Origin of the sequence: Saccharopolyspora aridisoli, assembly GCF_004348445.1 — a bacterium.
GTDB classification, from domain to species: domain Bacteria; phylum Actinomycetota; class Actinomycetes; order Mycobacteriales; family Pseudonocardiaceae; genus Saccharopolyspora; species Saccharopolyspora aridisoli.
The window spans coordinates 104332-121601 of sequence record NZ_SMKV01000003.1; the positions used below are offsets into that span (position 1 = coordinate 104332).

Consider the following 17270-nt stretch of genomic DNA (forward strand, 5'->3'; position numbering starts at 1 on the left):
TCGTGGCCGCTCGGGTGAGCGACTCGTCCGAGGTTACCGGTTGCGACCGCGCCCGTACGCTTCGTAGTGGATGACCTCGTCCAGGAGCATCCGCTGGCGCCAGCCGTGCCGCTCCAGGTCTGGAGTTTCGGCGAGCTCGCGAACCGGTCCCACGCACAACCATGCCACCGGCCTGACCTCGGAGGGAACTCCGAGCAGCCGACGCAGGAACTCCTCGCGGTAGAAGCTGACCCAACCCACGCCGAGGCCTTCGGCGGTCGCAGCCAGCCACAGGTTCTGGATCGCCAGGCACACCGAGTACAGGCCGGCGTTGGCGATGGCGTGCCTGCCCAGCACCTGCGGAGTGCCCCGGCGCGGGTCGTAGGTGACGGCGATGCCCAACGAGGACTCCACGATGCCCTCGACCTTGATCTTGCTGAAGGTGTCGGCCCGCTCGCCGTCGAGCTTGCTGGCGAACACGCTGCGCTCGGCCAGCACGTGCTCGCGGAACGTGCGGCGCGTGTTCGCGTCGCGGACCAGGATGAAGTCCCACGGCTGGGAGAGCCCGACGCTCGGCGCGGTGTGCGCGGCGGTGAGCACGCGGCGCAGCACCGGTTCGGGGAGTTCGGCGCCGGAGAACTCGCGGCGGACGTCCCGCCTGCGGTTGATCACGTCGTAGAGCTCGGCGGCGGGAGCGGATTCGGTCAGGCTGGGGGTGTGTCCAGGGGTCTTCATCGCGATCAATGCTGCACCGGGGATACCGGCCACCCGAATCCAGGGTGACCGGTATCGCACGGTGTTCGACCGGTTCGCCCTATTTGTGGTGATGCGGGAGCAGCGCCACCTCCCGGGCGTTCTTGATCGCCTTGGCGACGTCGCGCTGCTCCTGCGCGGTCAGTCCGGTGACCCGGCGGGAGCGGATCTTCCCCCGGTCGGAGACGAACTTGCGCAGCAGCGTCACGTCCTTCCAGTCGACCTGGACGACGCCCTCGCGCTGCAGGAGGTTCGGCTTCTCGCGACGTTCGACGGGTCGGCGCATGATCACCAGCTCGACTTCGTCACGCCGGGCAGCTCGCCCTTGTGCGCCATCTCGCGCAGCCGCACGCGGGACAGCCCGAACTTGCGGAAGTAGCCGCGCGGACGCCCGTCAACGGTGTCCCGGTTGCGCAGCCGTACCCGGCTGGCGTCCCGGGGCTGCCGCTGCAGCTCGCGCTGGGCTTCGGAACGGGCCTCCGGCTCGGTCTCGGGCGAGGCGATGATTCGCTTCAGCTCGGTCCGCCGCTCGGCGTACCGCTCGACGACCTCCTTGCGCTGCTCGTTCCGAGCGATCTTCGACTTCTTGGCCACGATGTCCTCTCTGCTCTGCCCCCGCCCGACCAGCCGACCCGGAATACCGCCGTGATCGGGTTCCCGAGCACGGCCGTGATCCGGTGGTCGAGAACGGTGGTGTTCGGGGGTCCACGCGGGGGTTGGGGGTTGCTGGTCGGTGGGAATTGGGTTGCTGCCGCGATCGGGGAGGCGATCGCGGGTGTCAGCGGTGGGTGGGTTCGTTCAGCGCTCCTCTCGGAACTCGACGTGCTTGCGGGCCACCGGGTCGTACTTGCGCAGTCGCATGCGGTCCGGGTTGTTGCGTCGGTTCTTGGTGGTGACGTACGTGAACCCGGTGCCCGCGGTGGAGCGGAGCTTGATCACCGGACGGGTGTCGGTGCTCTTGGCCATCAGATGCGTTCCCCTCGCGCGCGCATCTCGGCGACGACTGCGTCGATGCCGCGCTTCTCGATCGTCTTCATCCCCTTGGTCGACACCCGCAGCCGGATCCACCGGTTCTCGGCGGGCAGCCAGTAGCGCTTGTTCTGCACGTTGGGCAGCCAGCGGCGGCGGGTTCTGCGGTTGGAGTGCGAGACCTGGTTGCCGTAGCCCGGCTTCTTGCCGGTCACCTGGCAGCGGACTGACATGACCTACCTCTCGATAACGACATCCATTTTCATTTAGCTGACGACCAGGGTAGCGTGTCGCAGCGAAGATGAAAACCGTTGTCGATTGAGGTGGGGATGTACACCGATCCGTCCGATCGGACGCCGCTGCTGCTGGTGGCCGGCCTCCGCGAAAGCCAGGTCGCCGAGGCGGCCGAGGTCGCGCGCCTCCGCGACCCGTCAGGAACCGCGCTGGTGCACGCCGACCTGCGCTCGGTCGCCGAAGGGGTCGTGCGCCGCGAGGTCAGGCACGGCGACCACATCGACAGCCACGCCCTCGAACTCGCGCACGGCTGCGTGTCCTGCACGCTGCGCGAAGACCTGCTGCCGCTGCTGCGCAGGCTCGCCGCCGCGTCCGACATCAACCGCATCGTCATCCGGCTCGACCCCGCGCTGGAGCCCGAGGCGATCTGCTGGGCACTGCGCCACGTCGAGGTCGACGGCCGCCCGCTGCTCACCGACGTCGCCATCGAGGCCGTGCTGACCACCGTCGACCTCGAGACCTGGCTGCCCGACGCCTCCGGCGAGGAGGAGCTCGCCGAACGCGGACTGGGCGGCAGTGCCGACGACGAGCGCACCCTCGCGCAGGTGGCCGTCGGGCAGGCGGAGTTCGCCGACGCGATCGTGCTGGTCGGAACCGCAGAGGACCGCTGGCAGCGGGTCCGCACCGAGGCCGTGCTCGCCCGGCTCGCCCCGTCGGCACCGCTGGCACACCTCGACGACCTGGACCTCTCCGCACTGCTGAGGCGCATCCCAGACGATTCCCGGCGCGGCGAGCTCGACGGACCGCACGGCCGACTGCTGCGCGGCCAGCCGTCGCTGGACACCGACGCCGGCGTGGCGACCGTGCTGTTCGAGGAGCGCCGCCCGTTCCACCCGAAGCGGCTGCACGAGGCCGTCGACCTGCTGCTGGACGGCGTGGTGCGCACCCGTGGCCGGTTCTGGGTGGCCAGCCAGCCCGACGACTCGCTGTGGTTGGAATCCGCGGGCGGCGGGCTCGCCGTCGCCCACGCCGGACCGTGGCTGGCGACCGTCGACGACTGGGACGGCCTGTCCGACGACCGGCGGTTCAGGGCCGCCCTGACCTGGGACGACTACTACGGCGACCGGATGAACGAGTTCGTCGTCATCGCCCACGAAGCCGACCCGCACGAGATCGTCCGCGCGCTGCGCGACGCCGTGCTCACCGACGACGAACTCGCCGCGGGCGAGCAGGAGTGGGCGCAGTACCCGGACCCGTTCGCCGACTGGCGCACCGAACCGTGCGCCGAACCCGCTGAATCCGAGCTGAGGGGGAACCAGTGAAACCCGACATCCACCCCGACTACGAGCACGTGGTGTTCCAGGACCGCACCACCGGCAAGAGCTTCCTCACCCGCTCCACCGCGACCTCCGACGCCCGCATCGAGTGGGAGGACGGCAACACCTATCCGCTGATCACGATCGACGTGACCGCGTACTCGCATCCGTTCTGGACCGGCAACCAGCGGGTCGTGGACACCCAGGGTCGCGTCGAGAAGTTCCGCCGCCGCTACGGCGACCGCCGCCGCTGAACTCGACTCTCCGAAGAGGACGATCTGACATGGCAGTTCCCAAGCGCAAGACCTCGCGGGCCAACACCCGGCACCGCCGCTCGCAGTGGAAGGCGAAGGCGCCCGAGCTGGTGCCGATCGTGGTGGACGGCGAGCGGAAGATGGTGCCGCGCGCGTTGATCCGCCACTTCCAGGAGGAGTGAGCGCATCCGGCGCGCGTCGTCACGCCGAGTGAACGACGCGCGCCGGGGCGAGACGGCTGTCACCCCGGCGCGCGAGGTCGGGCGGGGCTCTCAGCTCGTTCTCAGGGCAACGGGTAACACTGTCCGCATGCGCATCCTCGTCGTCGACGACGATCGTGCCGTGCGGGAGTCGCTGCGAAGGTCCCTGCAGTTCAACGGGTACCAAGTGGAGCTCGCCGCGGACGGTCAACAAGCACTGGACCACCTGGCCGACAACCGCCCGGACGCCATGGTCCTCGACGTGATGATGCCCCGGCTCGACGGCTTGGAGGTGGCGCGGCGGCTGCGCAGCACCGGTGACGACCTGCCGATCCTGGTGCTCACCGCCCGCGACGCCGTGTCCGACCGGGTCGCCGGGCTCGATGCCGGCGCCGACGACTACCTGCCCAAGCCCTTCGCCCTCGAAGAGCTCCTCGCCCGGCTGCGCGCGCTGCTGCGCCGCGCCACCCCGCCCGAGGGCGGTCCCGACGCGCAGCCCGCCGCGCTGCGCTTCGCCGACCTGGAGCTGGACCCGGGAACCCGCGAGGTCCGCCGCGGCGAGCGCTCGATCAGCCTCACCCGCACCGAGTTCGCCCTGCTGGAACTGCTGATGGCCCACCCCAAGCAGGTGCTCACCCGCAGCAGGCTGCTCGAAGACGTGTGGGGCTACGACTTCCCGACCTCGGGCAACGCCCTGGAGGTCTACATCGGCTACCTGCGGCGCAAGACCGAGGCCGAGGGGGAGACGAGGCTGATCCACACCGTTCGCGGTGTCGGCTACGTGCTCCGCGAGACGCCGCCGTGATGGGCAATCCGATGGCCGTTCCCGCGCCGCCACCACCCGATCTGGACAACCCGCCGCCCCCCAGCAGGTTGCAGCGGGTGTCGCTGCGCAACCGCGTCACCTGGCTGGCCGCGATGTGCGTGGCCGGGGCGGTGGCGCTGGTGTCGGTCGGGGCATTCGTGACGGTGCGCGACAGCCTCTACCAGCAGCTCGACGACAGCCTCACCGAACGCGCGGTCGAGGCGGCCGAGGGGCCGCTGGTGCGCACCGCCGACCTGCAGCAGGTCCCTGTGGCGTTCTTCGTCGCCACCAACTTCAGGATCAACGTGCTTTCCGCCGACGGCACGGTGTTCGGCCCGGAGCAGCGCCCGCCGATGAGCGTGCTGGAGCTGTCGGTGGCCAAGGGCGAGGTCCAGCGTTCGCTGCGCACAGACAAGGCGAGCAACAGCCGCGTGGTCGCGGTGCCCACAGGGCGCAACGCGGCGCTGGTCATGTCGACCTCCCTGCAGCCCACCCAGCGAACGTTGGCGCAGCTCAGCGTGGTCCTGGTTGTGATGGGCGGGGCCGGCATCCTGCTGGCCGCGGCCGCTGGGACCGCGGTGGCGCGCGCCGGTCTGCGACCGGTGCAGCGGCTGACCGCCGCCACCGGACGCGTCGCGCTGACCGGTGACCTGCGTCCGATCCCGGTCAGCGGCGACGACGAGCTGGCTCGGCTGACCGCGAGCTTCAACGGGATGCTCAGCGCCCTGGCCGAATCCCAGGAGCGGCAGCGGCGACTGGTCGCCGACGCCGGGCACGAGCTGCGCACCCCGCTGACCTCGCTGCGCACCAACCTGGAACTGCTGCTGGCAGCGGCTCGGCCGGACGCGCCTGCGCTGTCCGAGCAGGACCGGCAGGAGATGTTCTCCGACGTCCAAGCCCAGGTGGAGGAGCTGTCCGCGCTGGTCGGTGACCTGGTCGAGCTCGCCCGCGAGGACACCCCGCAGGCCGTGCACGAATCGGTGGACCTGGTCGACGTCGTCGAGCGCGCGCTGGGGCGGGCCAGGAGGCGCGCGCCGCGCACCGAGTTCGACGTGCGGCTGAACCCGTGGGTGATGATGGGCGATGCGACGGCGCTGGAGCGGGCGGTGCTGAACCTGCTGGACAACGCCGCGAAGTGGAGTCCCGACGGTGGCCACGTGCGGGTCGACCTGTACCCGGAGGAGAGCACCGGGCTGACCGCTCTGGAAGTCGCCGACAGCGGACCGGGCATCACCGAAGCCGACCGGCCCTACGTCTTCGAGCGCTTCTACCGGTCGTCGGACGCGCGGACGTTGCCCGGTTCCGGGCTCGGGCTGTCGATCGTGAAGCAGGTCGCCGAGCGCCACGGCGGGTCGGTGCTGGCTGCGGAGGCCCCCGAGGGTGGTGCGCTGCTGCGCATGACGCTGCCGGGAAGCCCTCAGCAAAACGAACAGCAATGAACACCCATTCGCAGCTCCAAGCCTAAGTCCCCGGCTGCCTAGCCGGTAATCCGTCAGGTATTGTTGGTTTTTGTTGACTTGATGACGGATAGCTGACGCCCGGCCAGGGAGTGGACGTGCTCGCACGACAACGCCAGGAAGTGATCCTCGACGAAGTGCGGCGCACCGGAGCCGTGCAGGTCGGCGAGCTGGTGCAACGACTCGGCGTGTCGGACATGACGATCCGCCGCGACCTCGACGCCCTGGCCCGCCGGGGCCTCGTCGAGAAGGTCTACGGCGGCGCGACCTCCACGATCGGCACCAGCACCGACGAACCCGGCTTCGAGGCCAAGTCCGTCCGGCAGCTCACCGAGAAGGAAGCCATCGCGAAGCTCGCCGCCGACGAGATCCAACCCGGCACCGCGATCGGCATGTCCGCCGGAACCACCACCTGGACGCTCGCGCGCCAGCTCGACGACATCCCGGACCTGACCATCGTCACCAACTCGGTCCGCGTCGCCGATGCGCTGCAGCAGCGCGGCCGCGTCGACCGGACCGTCGTGCTCACCGGCGGTGTCCGCACGCCGTCCGACGCGCTCGTCGGACCCGTCGCCGTGCAGTCGCTGCGCTCGCTGCACCTGGACCTCGTGTTCCTCGGCGTGCACGGGATGGCCGCGCGCGCCGGCTTCACCACGCCGAACCTCAACGAGAGCGAGACCAACCGGGCCTTCGCCGAAGCCGCGGGCCGGTTGGTGGTGGTCGCCGACAGCTCCAAGTGGTCGACCGTCGGCATCTCCACGATCGTCGACTTCGACGAGGTCGACCTGCTGATCAGCGACGAGGGGCTGCCGCCGGACGCGCGAGAGCTGCTGGGCGAGCACGTCGAACTGCTGCTGGCCGAGCAGCGGTCAACGGAGGAGGAAGAGTGAAGCGCACCGCGCGCCGCCTGGCCGACGGTCGGGAGATCATCTACTTCGACGACGAACCGGGACGGGAACGCACCGCGGAGGACACCCGCGAGCTCCCGCCCCAGGCGCCGGCGTCGGAGGTGCGGCGTGATCCGCTGACCGGTGAGTGGGTGGCCATCGCCGCGCACCGGCAGTCCCGCACCTACAAGCCGCCGGCCGCGATGTGCCCGCTGTGCCCCAGCTCCCCGGGACGTCCCAGCGAAATCCCCGAGCCCGACTACGACGTGGTCGTCTTCGAGAACCAGTTCCCGTCGTTCGCGCAGGGCATCCCCGGCGAGCCGACAACCGTTGCCGGCATGCCGATGGTGCCCGCCGCGTCGGCGCGGGGACGCTGCGAGGTCGTCTGCTTCACCTCCGACCACAACTCCTCCTTCGCCTCGCTGAGCGCGAAGCGGGTCCGCAGCGTCGTCGACGTCTGGGCCGATCGCACCGCCGCCCTCAACGAAACCCCCGGTGTCGAGCAGGTCTTCTGCTTCGAGAACCGCGGCGAGGAGATCGGCGTGACGCTGCACCACCCGCACGGGCAGATCTACGGCTACCCGTTCGTCACGCCCAAGACCGAGACCATGCTGCGCGTCGCGGAGCAGTACCGCGCCGAGCACGGCACGCACGTCATGGGCGACGTGCTGGCCGCCGAGCGCCGGAGCGGCGAGCGGGTGCTGGTCGACTCCGAGCACTGGACGGCGTTCGTCCCGGCCGCCGCCCGCTGGCCCGTCGAGGTCCAGATCGTGCCGCACCGCCAGGTCCCCGACATCGCCGAGCTCACCGACGAGGAGCGGGACGACTTCGCCACCACTTACCTCGACGTGCTCGGCCGCCTCGATCGGCTCTACGACAAGCCGCTGCCCTACATCGCCGCCTGGCACCAGGCGCCGGTGAACACCGGGCGCGATCTGTCGTGGCTGCACCTGGAGCTGTTCTCGGTGCTGCGCAGCGCGGACAAGCTCAAGTACCTCGCCGGTTCCGAGTCGGGCATGGCGGTCTGGATCAACGACGCGACTCCGGAGCAGATCGCCGCTCGCCTCCGATGAGGGTCCGGCCGCCGTTCGCCTGCGGGCAGGGGCGCGGTCCTGATCCGAACCACCCGTGATCGATGTCGATCCCGTCGGGTCAAGTCCTGACCGGAACTGGTCACGTCCCTCGGTCCGCATCCTGCCCTTCGGCCGGTTCGGCCGAGGTGGGTGAGGACGATCATGGGACTTATCATGCGTGCCCACAGTCAGATCTCAGGCACTTCTCAGATGCCCGGAGCACAGTGGGAGCCATGACCGAACACACCCCGGAATCCGGTGACAAGCCGGAAGAGCCGAAGCCGAGCGGAGAAGGCCTCGGCGCGGGCGACACCCCTCCATCCGGGGTGCCGTCCCAGCCACAGAACGCCCAGCCCGGCCCGTCCCAGCAGCCGACCCAGCCCGCCCAGCCGCAGGGCCAGCCCGTCGGGCCGTACGGGACCCAGCAATACCCGTACGGCATGCACCAGCAGCCGCAGCAGACCCAGCAGCACGCGCAGCACCCCTGGCCCGGGTACGCCTCCGGTCAGGCGACGCAGCAGAGGAAGTCCGGTCGCGGTCTGGTGACAGGCGTGGCCGCGCTGGCGCTGGTGTGCGGGCTGGTCGGAGGCGGTGTCGGCGGGTTCGTCGGGTACCAGCTCGGCGGTGACAGCAGCACCGGCGCCAGCGCGCTCGACGAGTCCAAGCCCGCCCGCAGCGCCAGCACCGCACCCCAGGGATCCGTCCAGCAGGTCGCGCAGAAGGTCCTCCCGAGCGTCGTGCAGATCCAGATCGCGAGCGCGCAGGGCTCCGGAGAGGGATCGGGCATCGTGCTCAGCAGTGACGGCCTCATCCTCACCAACAACCACGTCGCCGAGGGCGCCCAGAGCGGACGACTCACCGCGCTGTTCCACGACAGCCGCACCGCGCCGGTGCGCGTCGTGGGCACCGACCCGAAGTCCGACCTGGCGGTGGTCAAGGCCGACATCACCGGGCTGACCCCGGCCGAGCTCGGCCGCAGCGATGATCTGCCCGTCGGTTCGCAAGTCGTGGCCATCGGTTCGCCCTTCGGCCTGTCCGGCACGGTGACCAGCGGGATCATCAGCGCCAAGGACCGCCCGGTGCGCGCGGGCGGCGAGTCGGGCAGCCAGGACACGGTGCTCAACGCGCTGCAGACCGATGCCGCGATCAACCCCGGCAACTCCGGTGGCCCGCTGGTCGACATGGACGGTCGGGTCGTCGGCATCAACTCCGCGATCTACAGCCCCGGCACCGGCCAGGAGCAGGCCGGCTCGGTCGGTCTGGGCTTCGCGATCCCGATCGACCAGGCCCGCCGCATCGCCAACGAGCTCAAGGAGACGGGCTCCGCCACTCAGACCACGCTCGGCGTGACGATCACCAACGCCGACCAGCCCGGAGCGCAGGTCCGCGACGTGGTCCCGAACGGACCCGCCCAGGCAGCCGGGATCAAGCCGGGCGATGTGATCACCAAGATCGACGACCGGGCCATCCTCGACCCGGACGCCCTGGTCGCGGCGGTTCGCTCGCACAACCCCGGTGACCGCGTCCGGTTCACCATCGGCGGCTCCGGCGGGGAGCGCACGGTCGACGTGACGCTCACCGGCCAGAAGGGCTGACCCCCTGATCACGTCGGCCGAGTTCCCGCGACTCATGCCCCCTTCCTGCGTCGCGGGACCGGCCGACGTGTCCCGAACCGCCTGAAGAACTCCTGCTGCGTGGCGGTGCGATGAGCGGACGCTCGAACGCCGCCTGGCTCCGGGCCGCGACTGAGCACGGCGCTGCGGTCGTTCTCGCCAGGCGACGTCTGAGGACCCGCGGCGTCGCTAGTGGCGGGTAGATTTGACGATCGATCGACATCTGGGGAGACCATGTCCGACAGAACGAACACCGTGACCGGCATCGCGCCGAAATTGGTGGACCTCACCGACTCCTATGAACTGACCGAACCCGACCTTGGCACTACGGTTACCGGCATGGAACGCAGCGCGCAGCGGCTGGGGCGGGCTCTCGTGGTCGTGGTGGACGACCGGGTCGCCCAAGGGGAGCAGGAAGACAACATCGGTCCACTGGTGACCGAGTTGCTGGAAGAAGCCGGATTCATCGTCGACGGAACCGTCGCGGTGGCCGGTGAGACGGTGGACATCCGCAACGCGCTGAACACCGCGGTGATCGGCGGCGTAGACGTGGTGATCACGGTCGGCGGCACCGGGGTGTCGCCCCGGGACGTCACCCCGGACGCGACCGCCGGGGTGCTGGACCGGCCGATCCCCGGCATCGCCGAGGCACTTCGGGCCTCCGGACTGGCCGCGGGTGCGGTCGACGCCGGGGTGTCGCGCGGTCTCGTCGGTGTTTCGGGCAGCACGCTGGTGGTGAACCTGTCCGGTTCGCGGGCCTCGGTCCGCGACGGCATGGCGACCCTGACGCCCCTGGTGGCCCACGTGATCGAGCAGCTCTCGGGACTCGACACCCCCTGACCGGGAACGACAACGGTGGCGGCTCCCGCGCGGGAGCCGCCACCGTTGTTCGTCGAGCCGATCAGCGGGGCTTGGGGCCGCCGGGGTCGTCCGGCCCCTTGTCCCGCGAACCGTTGGAGCCGGGGCCGGGGTCGTCCTCGGCGGAATCCCCGTTCGAGGAGTTCCGCTTGAGCACGCCCTCCACCTTGCCGCTCACGGACTCGATCTGGTCGTGGTATTTGCCGCCGGTGGCCTTGTCCAAGTTCGACTTGGCGGCATCGAGCCCCTTGGCGGCGCTGGGGCCCGCCTTCTCGGCGAGCTCTCCCGCCTTGCCCTTGGCTTGACCGGCCAGTTCCTTGGCCTTGTCGAGGAAACTCATCGCAGCCTCCCTGCGTCGCTGTCTCCCGCGACGGCGAGACACGCACTCACTGTAACCGATATCACACGAGGTGATACCGGTCCGTGCGCGAACCGCCGCGAGCGAGGCAGGATGGACAGGTGACCAGCGAATCCCCTCAGGGCACGTCCGAACGCGAGAAGCGTCGCAGGCTCGCCGAGATCTTCGGAGACGTGCTGCCGGAGACGACCTCTGACGACCGTCCCGAGACGACCTCGGCGAACACCCGCGAGAGCTGGTACCGCGAGAACCGGCCGCCGCACCACGACGCTCGATAGGACGTCAGTTGCGCGAAGCGGCCTGGCCGTTGCCGGTGCTCGTGGTGGCCTGCTCGTCGGTGGCCAGGCCCTCGATCCGCGGCAAGCCCTGCTCGGCGCGCAGCAGGTTGCGGATTTCCAGCAGCAGCTCCACGTCGGTGGGCTCGGACTGGCCCTCTTCCTCGCCCTTCTTGCGGCGCTCGGAAATCTTGTTCATCGGAACGACGAACAGGAAGTAAACGACCGCCGCCGTGATGAAGAACGTGATCACGGCGTTGATCACCGTGGCGAAGTCGATCGTCGAGGCCTTGTTGCCTGCGACGATCTCGATGCTCAGGCCTGTGACGTTCCCGCCGCCGGTGGCCGCGATGAGCGGCTTGATGATGCTGGTGGTGAACGCCGTGACCAGGGCGGTGAAAGCGCTACCGACGACAACCGCGACCGCGAGGTCGATGATGTTGCCGCGCATCAGGAAGTCCTTGAATCCCTTGAGCACGTGGGAACTCCTCTCGGAAGAATGCGAGTCCGGTTTCCCGGATCGATGTTCGCGCCGCATTCGCCGCGGATCCGCGCGGGCGCGGGCACTGGAGGGCAGCGTAACGGTGGCCGAATGGGTCGAAGCGATTGCTCATCCGCTGGGCCGTTTCAGGTGGCGGCTGCGGCTATGTCCACAACGGAGTGATGGCTGATGGCCAGAACGAGGGCCAGCAGCAGGAGGACTGCAGCCGTGATCCGGCGCAGCCACAGCACGCCGCGCCTGCTCGGCAGCAGGTTGCGGAGCCGGTCGAGCGGCGTGGGATCGAGCCGGGAGTTTGCGGGCATGTCGCCCCCTCGTGCCTTCGGAGAGATCGGACGCGTTCGAAGTTAGGGACGTGCCCGGTGGCGAGGAAGGGGGAAGCGCGGATCTGTGGATGGATTCGGCGCCGGTGGACAACTCGTTTCACCCGGAAGGCACAACGAATGCGAGTGTCATTCGCATGACAAAACCGCCGGCCACATTCGAGTGACCGGCGGTTGAATTGTGCGGGATCAGGAAGCCGCGGCGGTGGTGCTGCTGCTCGACGACGAGCTGGAAGCCGACGATCCCGACGAGGTCGAGCTCGACGAGGAGGACGCACCGGAGTCCGAGGAGTTCGACGAGGAGGACGCACCGGAGTCCGAGGAGCTCGAACCGCTCGTGCTCGAGGAGGACGACCGGTTGTCGGTCCGGTAGAAGCCGCTGCCCTTGAACACGATGCCGACGGCGTTGAACAGCTTGCGGAGTCGGCCGTTGCACTGCGGGCACTCGGTGAGGGAGTCCTCGCTGAACGATTGCACCTGCTCGAACTGATGGTCACATTCGGTGCAGGCGTACTGATATGTGGGCACGGCCGCGAACCTCCGAAATCTGGGCTTGGCACTCAAACCACGGGAGTGCTAACCCGATAATGCTAGACAACGGGTGTCCAGTGCAAACAGTGCTACGTCACATCGGCAGCCTCACGACCCCGCGCGCGGGCGTGACGACGCTGGTCATCCGCACGTCGTGGTCCTCACCGGGCAGCGATGAGACGAATTCGGAATCCCGCACCACGCCCAGCAGCTCCGCCGCCGGGTCGCGCAGCACCAGCGACCGGTCGTAGTGGCCGGCGCCGCGCCCGAGTCGGACGCCCTGGTGGTCGACGCCCAGCGCGGGGACCAAGATCACGTCCGCCCGGCCGATCGCCGCAGCGCCGAGCCGCTCGCCCGCAGGTTCCAGCAGTCCGAAAGCAGCCGGTCGCAGCGAGTCGGGGCCCGTGTACTCGGCCCACTCCAGCGGCTGCCTGCCCGCCACGATCGGCAGCAGCACCCGCAGACCCGCTTCGCGCAGCACCGACGGGAGGTCCGCTCCCGGCTCCGGGCCGACGGGCACGTAGGCGGCCACCACGCTCAGCTCGCGCTGGGCCAGCCAGCCCAGCAAGTTCGACAGGAGTGCCTGGTCGTCGGCTTTCCGAGCTGGTTCGTCCAGCTCGTCGCGTTGGAGCAGGAGTCGGCTCCGCCATTGCGCTTTCGACGTACGAAATTCATCCAGTGAGCTCACGGGTTCACTGTAGGTTTGACCGATAAGCTGCGGCGTCATGAGCAGCCCGACAAGCACGCCGACCGCGTTCCGGACCGCCATCGTGCCAGCGGCAGGACTGGGAACCAGGTTCCTGCCCACCACGAAAGCGGTGCCCAAGGAGTTGCTCCCGGTCGTGGACACCCCCGGGATCGAGCTGGTGGCGGCCGAGGCGGCCGAGGCCGGTGCGCGGCGCATGATCATCGTCACGTCGCCCGACAAGGGCGCGGTCGCCGACTACTTCCAACCCAGCCCGGAGCTGGAGCAGACCCTCAAGGCCCGCGGCAAGGACGACCTGCTGGCCAAGGTGCACCGCGCCTCGGAGCTGATCGAGGCCGAGACCGCGCTGCAGGAGAAGGCCCTCGGCCTCGGACACGCCGTGGGTTGCGCCGAGTCCGCCCTCGCCGACGACGATGACGCGGTCGCCGTGCTGCTGCCCGACGACCTGGTGCTGCCGACCGGGGTGCTGAAGCGGATGGCCGAGGTCCGCGCCCGCTACGGCGGCAGCGTGCTGTGCGCCTTCGACGTACCCCGGGACAAGATCTCCGCCTACGGCGTCTTCGACGTCGCCGACACCGACGCCGACGACGTCAAGATCGTCAACGGCATGGTCGAGAAACCCGCCCCGGGCGACGCGCCGTCGACGCTGGCCGCCGCCGGGCGATACCTGCTGGACCGGGCCATCTTCGACGCGCTGCGCCGCATCGAGCCCGGCGCCGGTGGCGAACTCCAGCTCACCGATGCCGTAGCGTTGCTGATCTCCGAGGGACACCCGGTTCACGTCGTGGTCCATCACGGTGGGCGACACGACTTGGGAAACCCTGGCGGTTTCCTGAAAGCTGCGGTGGACTTCGCGCTAGCGGATCCCGAGTACGGGCCGGACCTGCGGGACTGGCTCGCCGACCGGATCGACAGAAGCTGATGCCGAGCGCCGGGTAGGCCGACCCCGGCACCGGTGAGGAGCGGGGGAGAGGCGACAGCCATGAGGTCAGTGGACGAGCAGCTGGCGCGCGTGCTCACGGCCGCCGTCCGGCCCGCCCCAGTTCGGGTGGCGATCTCGGAGGCGCAGGGACTGCTGTGCGCCGAAGAGGTCGTGGCCGAACGGGCGCTGCCCGGATTCGACCAGGCCGCGGTCGACGGCTACGCGGTGCGCAGCGTCGACGTGCAGACGGCCGCCGAGGAGTCGATCGTGCTCCCGGTGGTCGGGGAGATCCCGGCCGGTTCGCGGCAGCCGCGCAGGCTGCAGCCCGGACAGGCGGTGCGGGTCGCCACCGGCGCCCCGTTGCCGACCCTCGCCGACGCCGTCGTCCCGCTGGGCCACACCGACGAGCACCCGGCCAAGATCACCGTGCAGCAGCCGGTCCCGTCGGCGGCGTTCGTCCGCCGCACGGGTGAGGACGTGCAGACCGGGGACGTCGCCGTGCGGCGTGGGGCGCCCATCGGCTCCGCCCAGGTCGGACTGCTGGCCGCGGTGGGCCGCGACAAGGTGCTGGTGCACCCACGTCCCCGGGTCTCGATCATCTCCCTGGGGGACGAGCTCGTCGACGTCGACCGCACGCCCGGCCAAGGTCAGGTTTACGACGTCAACTCCTACGCCCTCGCCGCCGCCGCGCGCGACGCCGGAGCCGAGGTCACCCGTGTCGGCATCGCCAGCAACGACCCGCGCCGGTTGCGCGAGGTCGTCGAAGGACGGCTGCTGCTGTCGGAGATCGTGGTGATCGCGGGCGGCGTCGGCGGTGCCGCAGGCGGTGACGTGCGCTCGGCGCTGGCCGACCTCGGCTCCCTCGACGACGACCGGGTGGCGATGCAGCCCGGCTCGGTGCAGAGCTTCGGTCGGCTCGGCCCGGACGAGATCCCGACGTTCGTGCTGCCCGGCAACCCGGTCAGCGCGCTGGTGGTCTTCGAGGTGCTGGTCCGGCCGCTGATCCGCTCGGCGCTGGGCAAGGAGAACCCGAACCGCCGCAGCGTCTCCGCCGAACTGCTCTCGCCGATCACCGCGACCAAGGGTCGTCGCGGGTTCCTGCGGGGACAGCTGCTGCGCGACCCCAAGAACGGCTCCTACCTGGTGCAGCCGTTGGGCACCTCCGGTTCGCACCTGCTGGCGTCGCTGGCCGAGGCGAACTGCTTGATCGTCGTGGAAGAGGACATCACGGAGGTCGCGGCGGGCGAGGACGTGCAGGTGCGGTTCCTCTCGCAGCGTTCGTGAGCGCGGATGCAGCCCACCGACTCTGATGGGTTCCCGATCGGGCGCCACCCCGGCTGGCCCGCGCGGCTCGGTCCGCTGCGGACCGAGCGCGGCACCGTGGCCCTGCGCCCGCTCCGGCTCCGCGATGCCGGGCTCTGGAGCCGGACCCGCCTGCAGGACCGCGACTACCTGCAGAAGTGGGAGCCGACCGCCCTCGGCGGCTGGCGGGAGCGCAACTCGCCCTCGGCTTGGCCTGCCCAGTGGGCGGCGCTGCGCGGCATGGCCCGCCGAGGCCAGGCGTTGCCGTTCGCGATCGTCGTCGACGGCGAGTTCGCAGGGCAGCTGACCATCGGCAACGTCGTTCGCGGTGCACTGCGCTCGGCGTGGGTCGGGTACTGGGTGGCCAGCAGGGTGGCCGGTGGGGGAGTGGCCCCGGCGGCTGTGGCGCTGGCCGTCGATCACTGCTTCGGTCCGGTCGGGCTGCACCGGCTGGAGGCCACGGTCCGGCCGGAGAACGACCGCAGCATCCGGGTGCTGGAGAAGTCCGGCTTCCGCCGCGAAGGGCTGTTCCAGCGGTACCTCGACGTCGCGGGCGCCTGGCGGGACCACTACGTCTACGCCCTGACCACCGAGGAAGTCCCCGACGGAGCCGTCGCCCGCTTGGTCCGCTCCGGCGGCGCCACCCGCTCCTGACCTCTGAGAGCGAACGCACACTTACCACTGATCTGCGGCAACCCGGGTCGGGGTTGGGACGGATGGTCGTTCGAACGAGCGCATTCGGCGGTACGGAAGGCGACACGCCCGGTGTCGGTGTTGCTCGTGACTGCTCTGTTCGTGCGGTTCTGTAGTCGAAGGCACAACTGATGCGCGGCGTGGCTGCGAGACACGAGTGACTGATGTGACTAGCGTGGCGATCGCAGACTTGTGCACTGCCGGTGCCAGGGGAGGTGGCGACGAATGCCGAGCTCATTGATCTTCGCTGCGCTGGCGGCGGCCTGGTTGGTCGTCCTGGTGCCGATGTTCGCCCGCCGCCGGCAGGAAGTGTCCAAGACCACCGATTCCGCGCTCGCCGCCCGAGTCGTGCGACGCGGCAGCGATCGGCGACCGGCGAGGTCGGAAGCCGCGACAACCGACAGGGTGGAGGTCGGGATGCCTGAACCCGGGCTGGACGTGGACGAGCAGGACGAGACCTTCGAGGAGCACGACGAGGACTGGCGCCCCGTCAACAGCGAGGACGTCCGGGCCGGGCGCCGCTACCGTCCTGGCCGTGGCGGCTACGACCCCGAAGCCGCGGCGCTGGTCGCCCGCGCCAAGTACGCCCGCAGGCAGCGCATCGTCCTCACGATGCTGCTGCTCGCGGTCACCACCGGGCTGCTCGCCGCGCTGCTGTGGCCAGTCCTGTGGTGGGGGCACGCCGTCGTCGACCTGTCGCTGGTCGGCTACCTCACCTACCTGCGCAGGCAGGTCCGCATCGAAGAGGGCATCCGGGCCCGTCGCCTCGCCCGCATCAACGGCGAACGCGACGACGTGGAGCCCGAAGAGGACGAGGTCGACTACGACGAGCGCGACGACTCCCGCCGCGACGACCTCGACGATGACTACGACTACACCGGTGACCCGGAGTTCGACGAGCTCGGCGAGTTCATCGAGGACTACGAGGACGAGGTCGCCGAGGGCCGCAGGCCGGATCCCGTCCCCGCCCAGGACCGCGCAGCCGACATCCGTCCCGTCGTCCCCGGCGTCCGCGTCGAGATCGACGATGAAGACCCGGTCTTCGACGAGCTCGACGAGCGCGCCTGGGAGCCCTACCGGAGGGCAGCGGGCGAGTGATCCCCGCGAAGAGGGGGGTGCCGCAAGGGCCTGGTGCGGGACTTGCTAAGCTTCCCGCACAACGAAGCCGGAGGGCTTGAACCTCTGGTGAGGGGCTGTAGCGCAGTTGGTAGCGCGTCTCGTTCGCATCGAGAAGGTCAGGGGTTCGATTCCCCTCAGCTCCAC

The 17270-nt window shown here is 69.9% G+C and carries 24 protein-coding genes and 1 tRNA gene; 15 read left to right on the forward strand and 10 right to left on the reverse strand.

Translation table 11 applies throughout. The annotated features are described in order from the left end of the window. Positions 1 to 33 precede the first annotated feature (33 nt). From bluB to rpmB, 5 genes are all read right to left on the reverse strand, one after another. Positions 34 to 714: a 5,6-dimethylbenzimidazole synthase gene (bluB, locus tag E1161_RS03250; protein ID WP_132619405.1), complete on the reverse strand. Its 681-nt coding sequence runs from the start codon at positions 712 to 714 to the stop codon at positions 34 to 36. A gap of 79 nt (positions 715 to 793) precedes the next feature. Beyond that, on the reverse strand, positions 794 to 1018 hold the full coding sequence (gene rpsR, locus E1161_RS03255; protein ID WP_132619407.1) for a 30S ribosomal protein S18: 225 nt from the start codon (positions 1016 to 1018) through the stop codon (positions 794 to 796). A 2-nt stretch (positions 1019 to 1020) separates the two neighbouring features. After that, positions 1021 to 1326, reverse strand: a complete 306-nt coding sequence (gene rpsN, locus E1161_RS03260; RefSeq protein ID WP_132619409.1) for a 30S ribosomal protein S14 — start codon at positions 1324 to 1326, stop codon at positions 1021 to 1023. 204 nt (positions 1327 to 1530) lie between these two features. Next, positions 1531 to 1698 (reverse strand): 50S ribosomal protein L33, encoded by a 168-nt coding sequence (gene rpmG / locus E1161_RS03265; protein WP_132619411.1) that lies wholly within the window; start codon positions 1696 to 1698, stop codon positions 1531 to 1533. Continuing rightward, entirely contained in the window at positions 1698 to 1934 is a 237-nt protein-coding gene (rpmB, locus tag E1161_RS03270) for a 50S ribosomal protein L28 (RefSeq protein WP_132619413.1), read from the reverse strand. Before rpmB ends, rpmG begins: the two co-directional genes overlap by 1 nt. Positions 1935 to 2012: 78 nt before the next feature. Between rpmB and mrf the strand changes: the two genes are divergently transcribed. The 9 genes from mrf (at position 2013) to E1161_RS03315 (ending at position 10380) form a co-directional block, all read left to right on the forward strand. After that, entirely contained in the window at positions 2013 to 3257 is a 1245-nt protein-coding gene (gene mrf / locus E1161_RS03275) for a ribosome hibernation factor-recruiting GTPase MRF (protein WP_408011932.1), read from the forward strand. Continuing rightward, the gene (locus E1161_RS03280) at positions 3254 to 3505 is read left to right on the forward strand and encodes a type B 50S ribosomal protein L31 (protein WP_132619415.1); all 252 of its coding nucleotides are present in this window, start codon (positions 3254 to 3256) and stop codon (positions 3503 to 3505) included. The genes mrf and E1161_RS03280 overlap by 4 nt, the downstream gene beginning before the upstream one ends. A 29-nt stretch (positions 3506 to 3534) precedes the next feature. Next, positions 3535 to 3687: a 50S ribosomal protein L32 gene (gene rpmF / locus E1161_RS03285; RefSeq protein WP_132619417.1), complete on the forward strand. Its 153-nt coding sequence runs from the start codon at positions 3535 to 3537 to the stop codon at positions 3685 to 3687. A gap of 127 nt (positions 3688 to 3814) precedes the next feature. Then, on the forward strand, positions 3815 to 4510 hold the full coding sequence (locus E1161_RS03290) for a response regulator transcription factor (protein WP_132619419.1): 696 nt from the start codon (positions 3815 to 3817) through the stop codon (positions 4508 to 4510). A gap of 11 nt (positions 4511 to 4521) precedes the next feature. Beyond that, on the forward strand, positions 4522 to 5949 hold the full coding sequence (locus tag E1161_RS03295; RefSeq protein ID WP_132619687.1) for a sensor histidine kinase: 1428 nt from the start codon (positions 4522 to 4524) through the stop codon (positions 5947 to 5949). A gap of 116 nt (positions 5950 to 6065) precedes the next feature. Further along, positions 6066 to 6857 carry a DeoR/GlpR family DNA-binding transcription regulator gene (locus E1161_RS03300; protein WP_132619421.1) on the forward strand — a complete coding sequence of 264 codons (792 nt, stop codon included), beginning with the start codon at positions 6066 to 6068 and terminating at the stop codon, positions 6855 to 6857. Further along, positions 6854 to 7927 carry a galactose-1-phosphate uridylyltransferase gene (gene galT / locus E1161_RS03305; RefSeq protein ID WP_132619423.1) on the forward strand — a complete coding sequence of 358 codons (1074 nt, stop codon included), beginning with the start codon at positions 6854 to 6856 and terminating at the stop codon, positions 7925 to 7927. The genes E1161_RS03300 and galT overlap by 4 nt, the downstream gene beginning before the upstream one ends. A 233-nt stretch (positions 7928 to 8160) precedes the next feature. Beyond that, positions 8161 to 9522, forward strand: a complete 1362-nt coding sequence (locus E1161_RS03310) for a S1C family serine protease (RefSeq protein ID WP_207920069.1) — start codon at positions 8161 to 8163, stop codon at positions 9520 to 9522. Positions 9523 to 9879: 357 nt separating this feature from the next. Next, positions 9880 to 10380 carry a MogA/MoaB family molybdenum cofactor biosynthesis protein gene (locus tag E1161_RS03315; RefSeq protein ID WP_132619691.1) on the forward strand — a complete coding sequence of 167 codons (501 nt, stop codon included), beginning with the start codon at positions 9880 to 9882 and terminating at the stop codon, positions 10378 to 10380. Positions 10381 to 10441: 61 nt separating this feature from the next. Here E1161_RS03315 and E1161_RS03320 read toward each other — a convergent pair whose 3' ends face one another. Continuing rightward, complete coding sequence (locus tag E1161_RS03320; RefSeq protein WP_132619425.1) at positions 10442 to 10738, reverse strand: antitoxin; 297 nt, start codon at positions 10736 to 10738, stop codon at positions 10442 to 10444. Between the two features lie 119 nt (positions 10739 to 10857). Between E1161_RS03320 and E1161_RS27000 the strand changes: the two genes are divergently transcribed. Next, on the forward strand, positions 10858 to 11034 hold the full coding sequence (locus E1161_RS27000) for a hypothetical protein (RefSeq protein WP_165939668.1): 177 nt from the start codon (positions 10858 to 10860) through the stop codon (positions 11032 to 11034). Positions 11035 to 11038: 4 nt separating this feature from the next. On the opposite strand, the gene mscL is transcribed toward E1161_RS27000, so the two are convergent. The 4 genes from mscL to E1161_RS03335 all read right to left on the reverse strand — a co-directional run bounded on the left by mscL (position 11039) and on the right by E1161_RS03335 (position 13072). Further along, positions 11039 to 11509, reverse strand: coding sequence for a large conductance mechanosensitive channel protein MscL (mscL, locus tag E1161_RS03325; protein WP_132619427.1), 471 nt, complete (start codon positions 11507 to 11509; stop codon positions 11039 to 11041). 149 nt (positions 11510 to 11658) lie between these two features. Beyond that, positions 11659 to 11835 carry a hypothetical protein gene (locus tag E1161_RS27005; protein ID WP_165939669.1) on the reverse strand — a complete coding sequence of 59 codons (177 nt, stop codon included), beginning with the start codon at positions 11833 to 11835 and terminating at the stop codon, positions 11659 to 11661. Positions 11836 to 12042: 207 nt separating this feature from the next. Next, entirely contained in the window at positions 12043 to 12381 is a 339-nt protein-coding gene (locus E1161_RS03330; RefSeq protein WP_132619429.1) for an FmdB family zinc ribbon protein, read from the reverse strand. A gap of 97 nt (positions 12382 to 12478) precedes the next feature. Beyond that, complete coding sequence (locus tag E1161_RS03335; protein WP_235874748.1) at positions 12479 to 13072, reverse strand: 5-formyltetrahydrofolate cyclo-ligase; 594 nt, start codon at positions 13070 to 13072, stop codon at positions 12479 to 12481. Between the two features lie 37 nt (positions 13073 to 13109). On the opposite strand from E1161_RS03335, the gene E1161_RS03340 reads away from it, so the two are divergent. The 5 genes from E1161_RS03340 to E1161_RS03360 all read left to right on the forward strand — a co-directional run bounded on the left by E1161_RS03340 (position 13110) and on the right by E1161_RS03360 (position 17269). Beyond that, positions 13110 to 14012: a UTP--glucose-1-phosphate uridylyltransferase gene (locus E1161_RS03340; RefSeq protein ID WP_132619433.1), complete on the forward strand. Its 903-nt coding sequence runs from the start codon at positions 13110 to 13112 to the stop codon at positions 14010 to 14012. 60 nt (positions 14013 to 14072) lie between these two features. Then, positions 14073 to 15296, forward strand: coding sequence for a molybdotransferase-like divisome protein Glp (gene glp, locus E1161_RS03345; protein WP_132619435.1), 1224 nt, complete (start codon positions 14073 to 14075; stop codon positions 15294 to 15296). 6 nt (positions 15297 to 15302) lie between these two features. Beyond that, positions 15303 to 15968 carry a GNAT family N-acetyltransferase gene (locus tag E1161_RS03350; protein WP_132619437.1) on the forward strand — a complete coding sequence of 222 codons (666 nt, stop codon included), beginning with the start codon at positions 15303 to 15305 and terminating at the stop codon, positions 15966 to 15968. A gap of 264 nt (positions 15969 to 16232) precedes the next feature. Continuing rightward, positions 16233 to 17105: a divisome protein SepX/GlpR gene (sepX, locus tag E1161_RS03355; protein ID WP_132619439.1), complete on the forward strand. Its 873-nt coding sequence runs from the start codon at positions 16233 to 16235 to the stop codon at positions 17103 to 17105. A 91-nt stretch (positions 17106 to 17196) separates the two neighbouring features. Further along, positions 17197 to 17269: transfer RNA gene (locus E1161_RS03360), tRNA-Ala, on the forward strand. Position 17270: the final 1 nt, after the last annotated feature.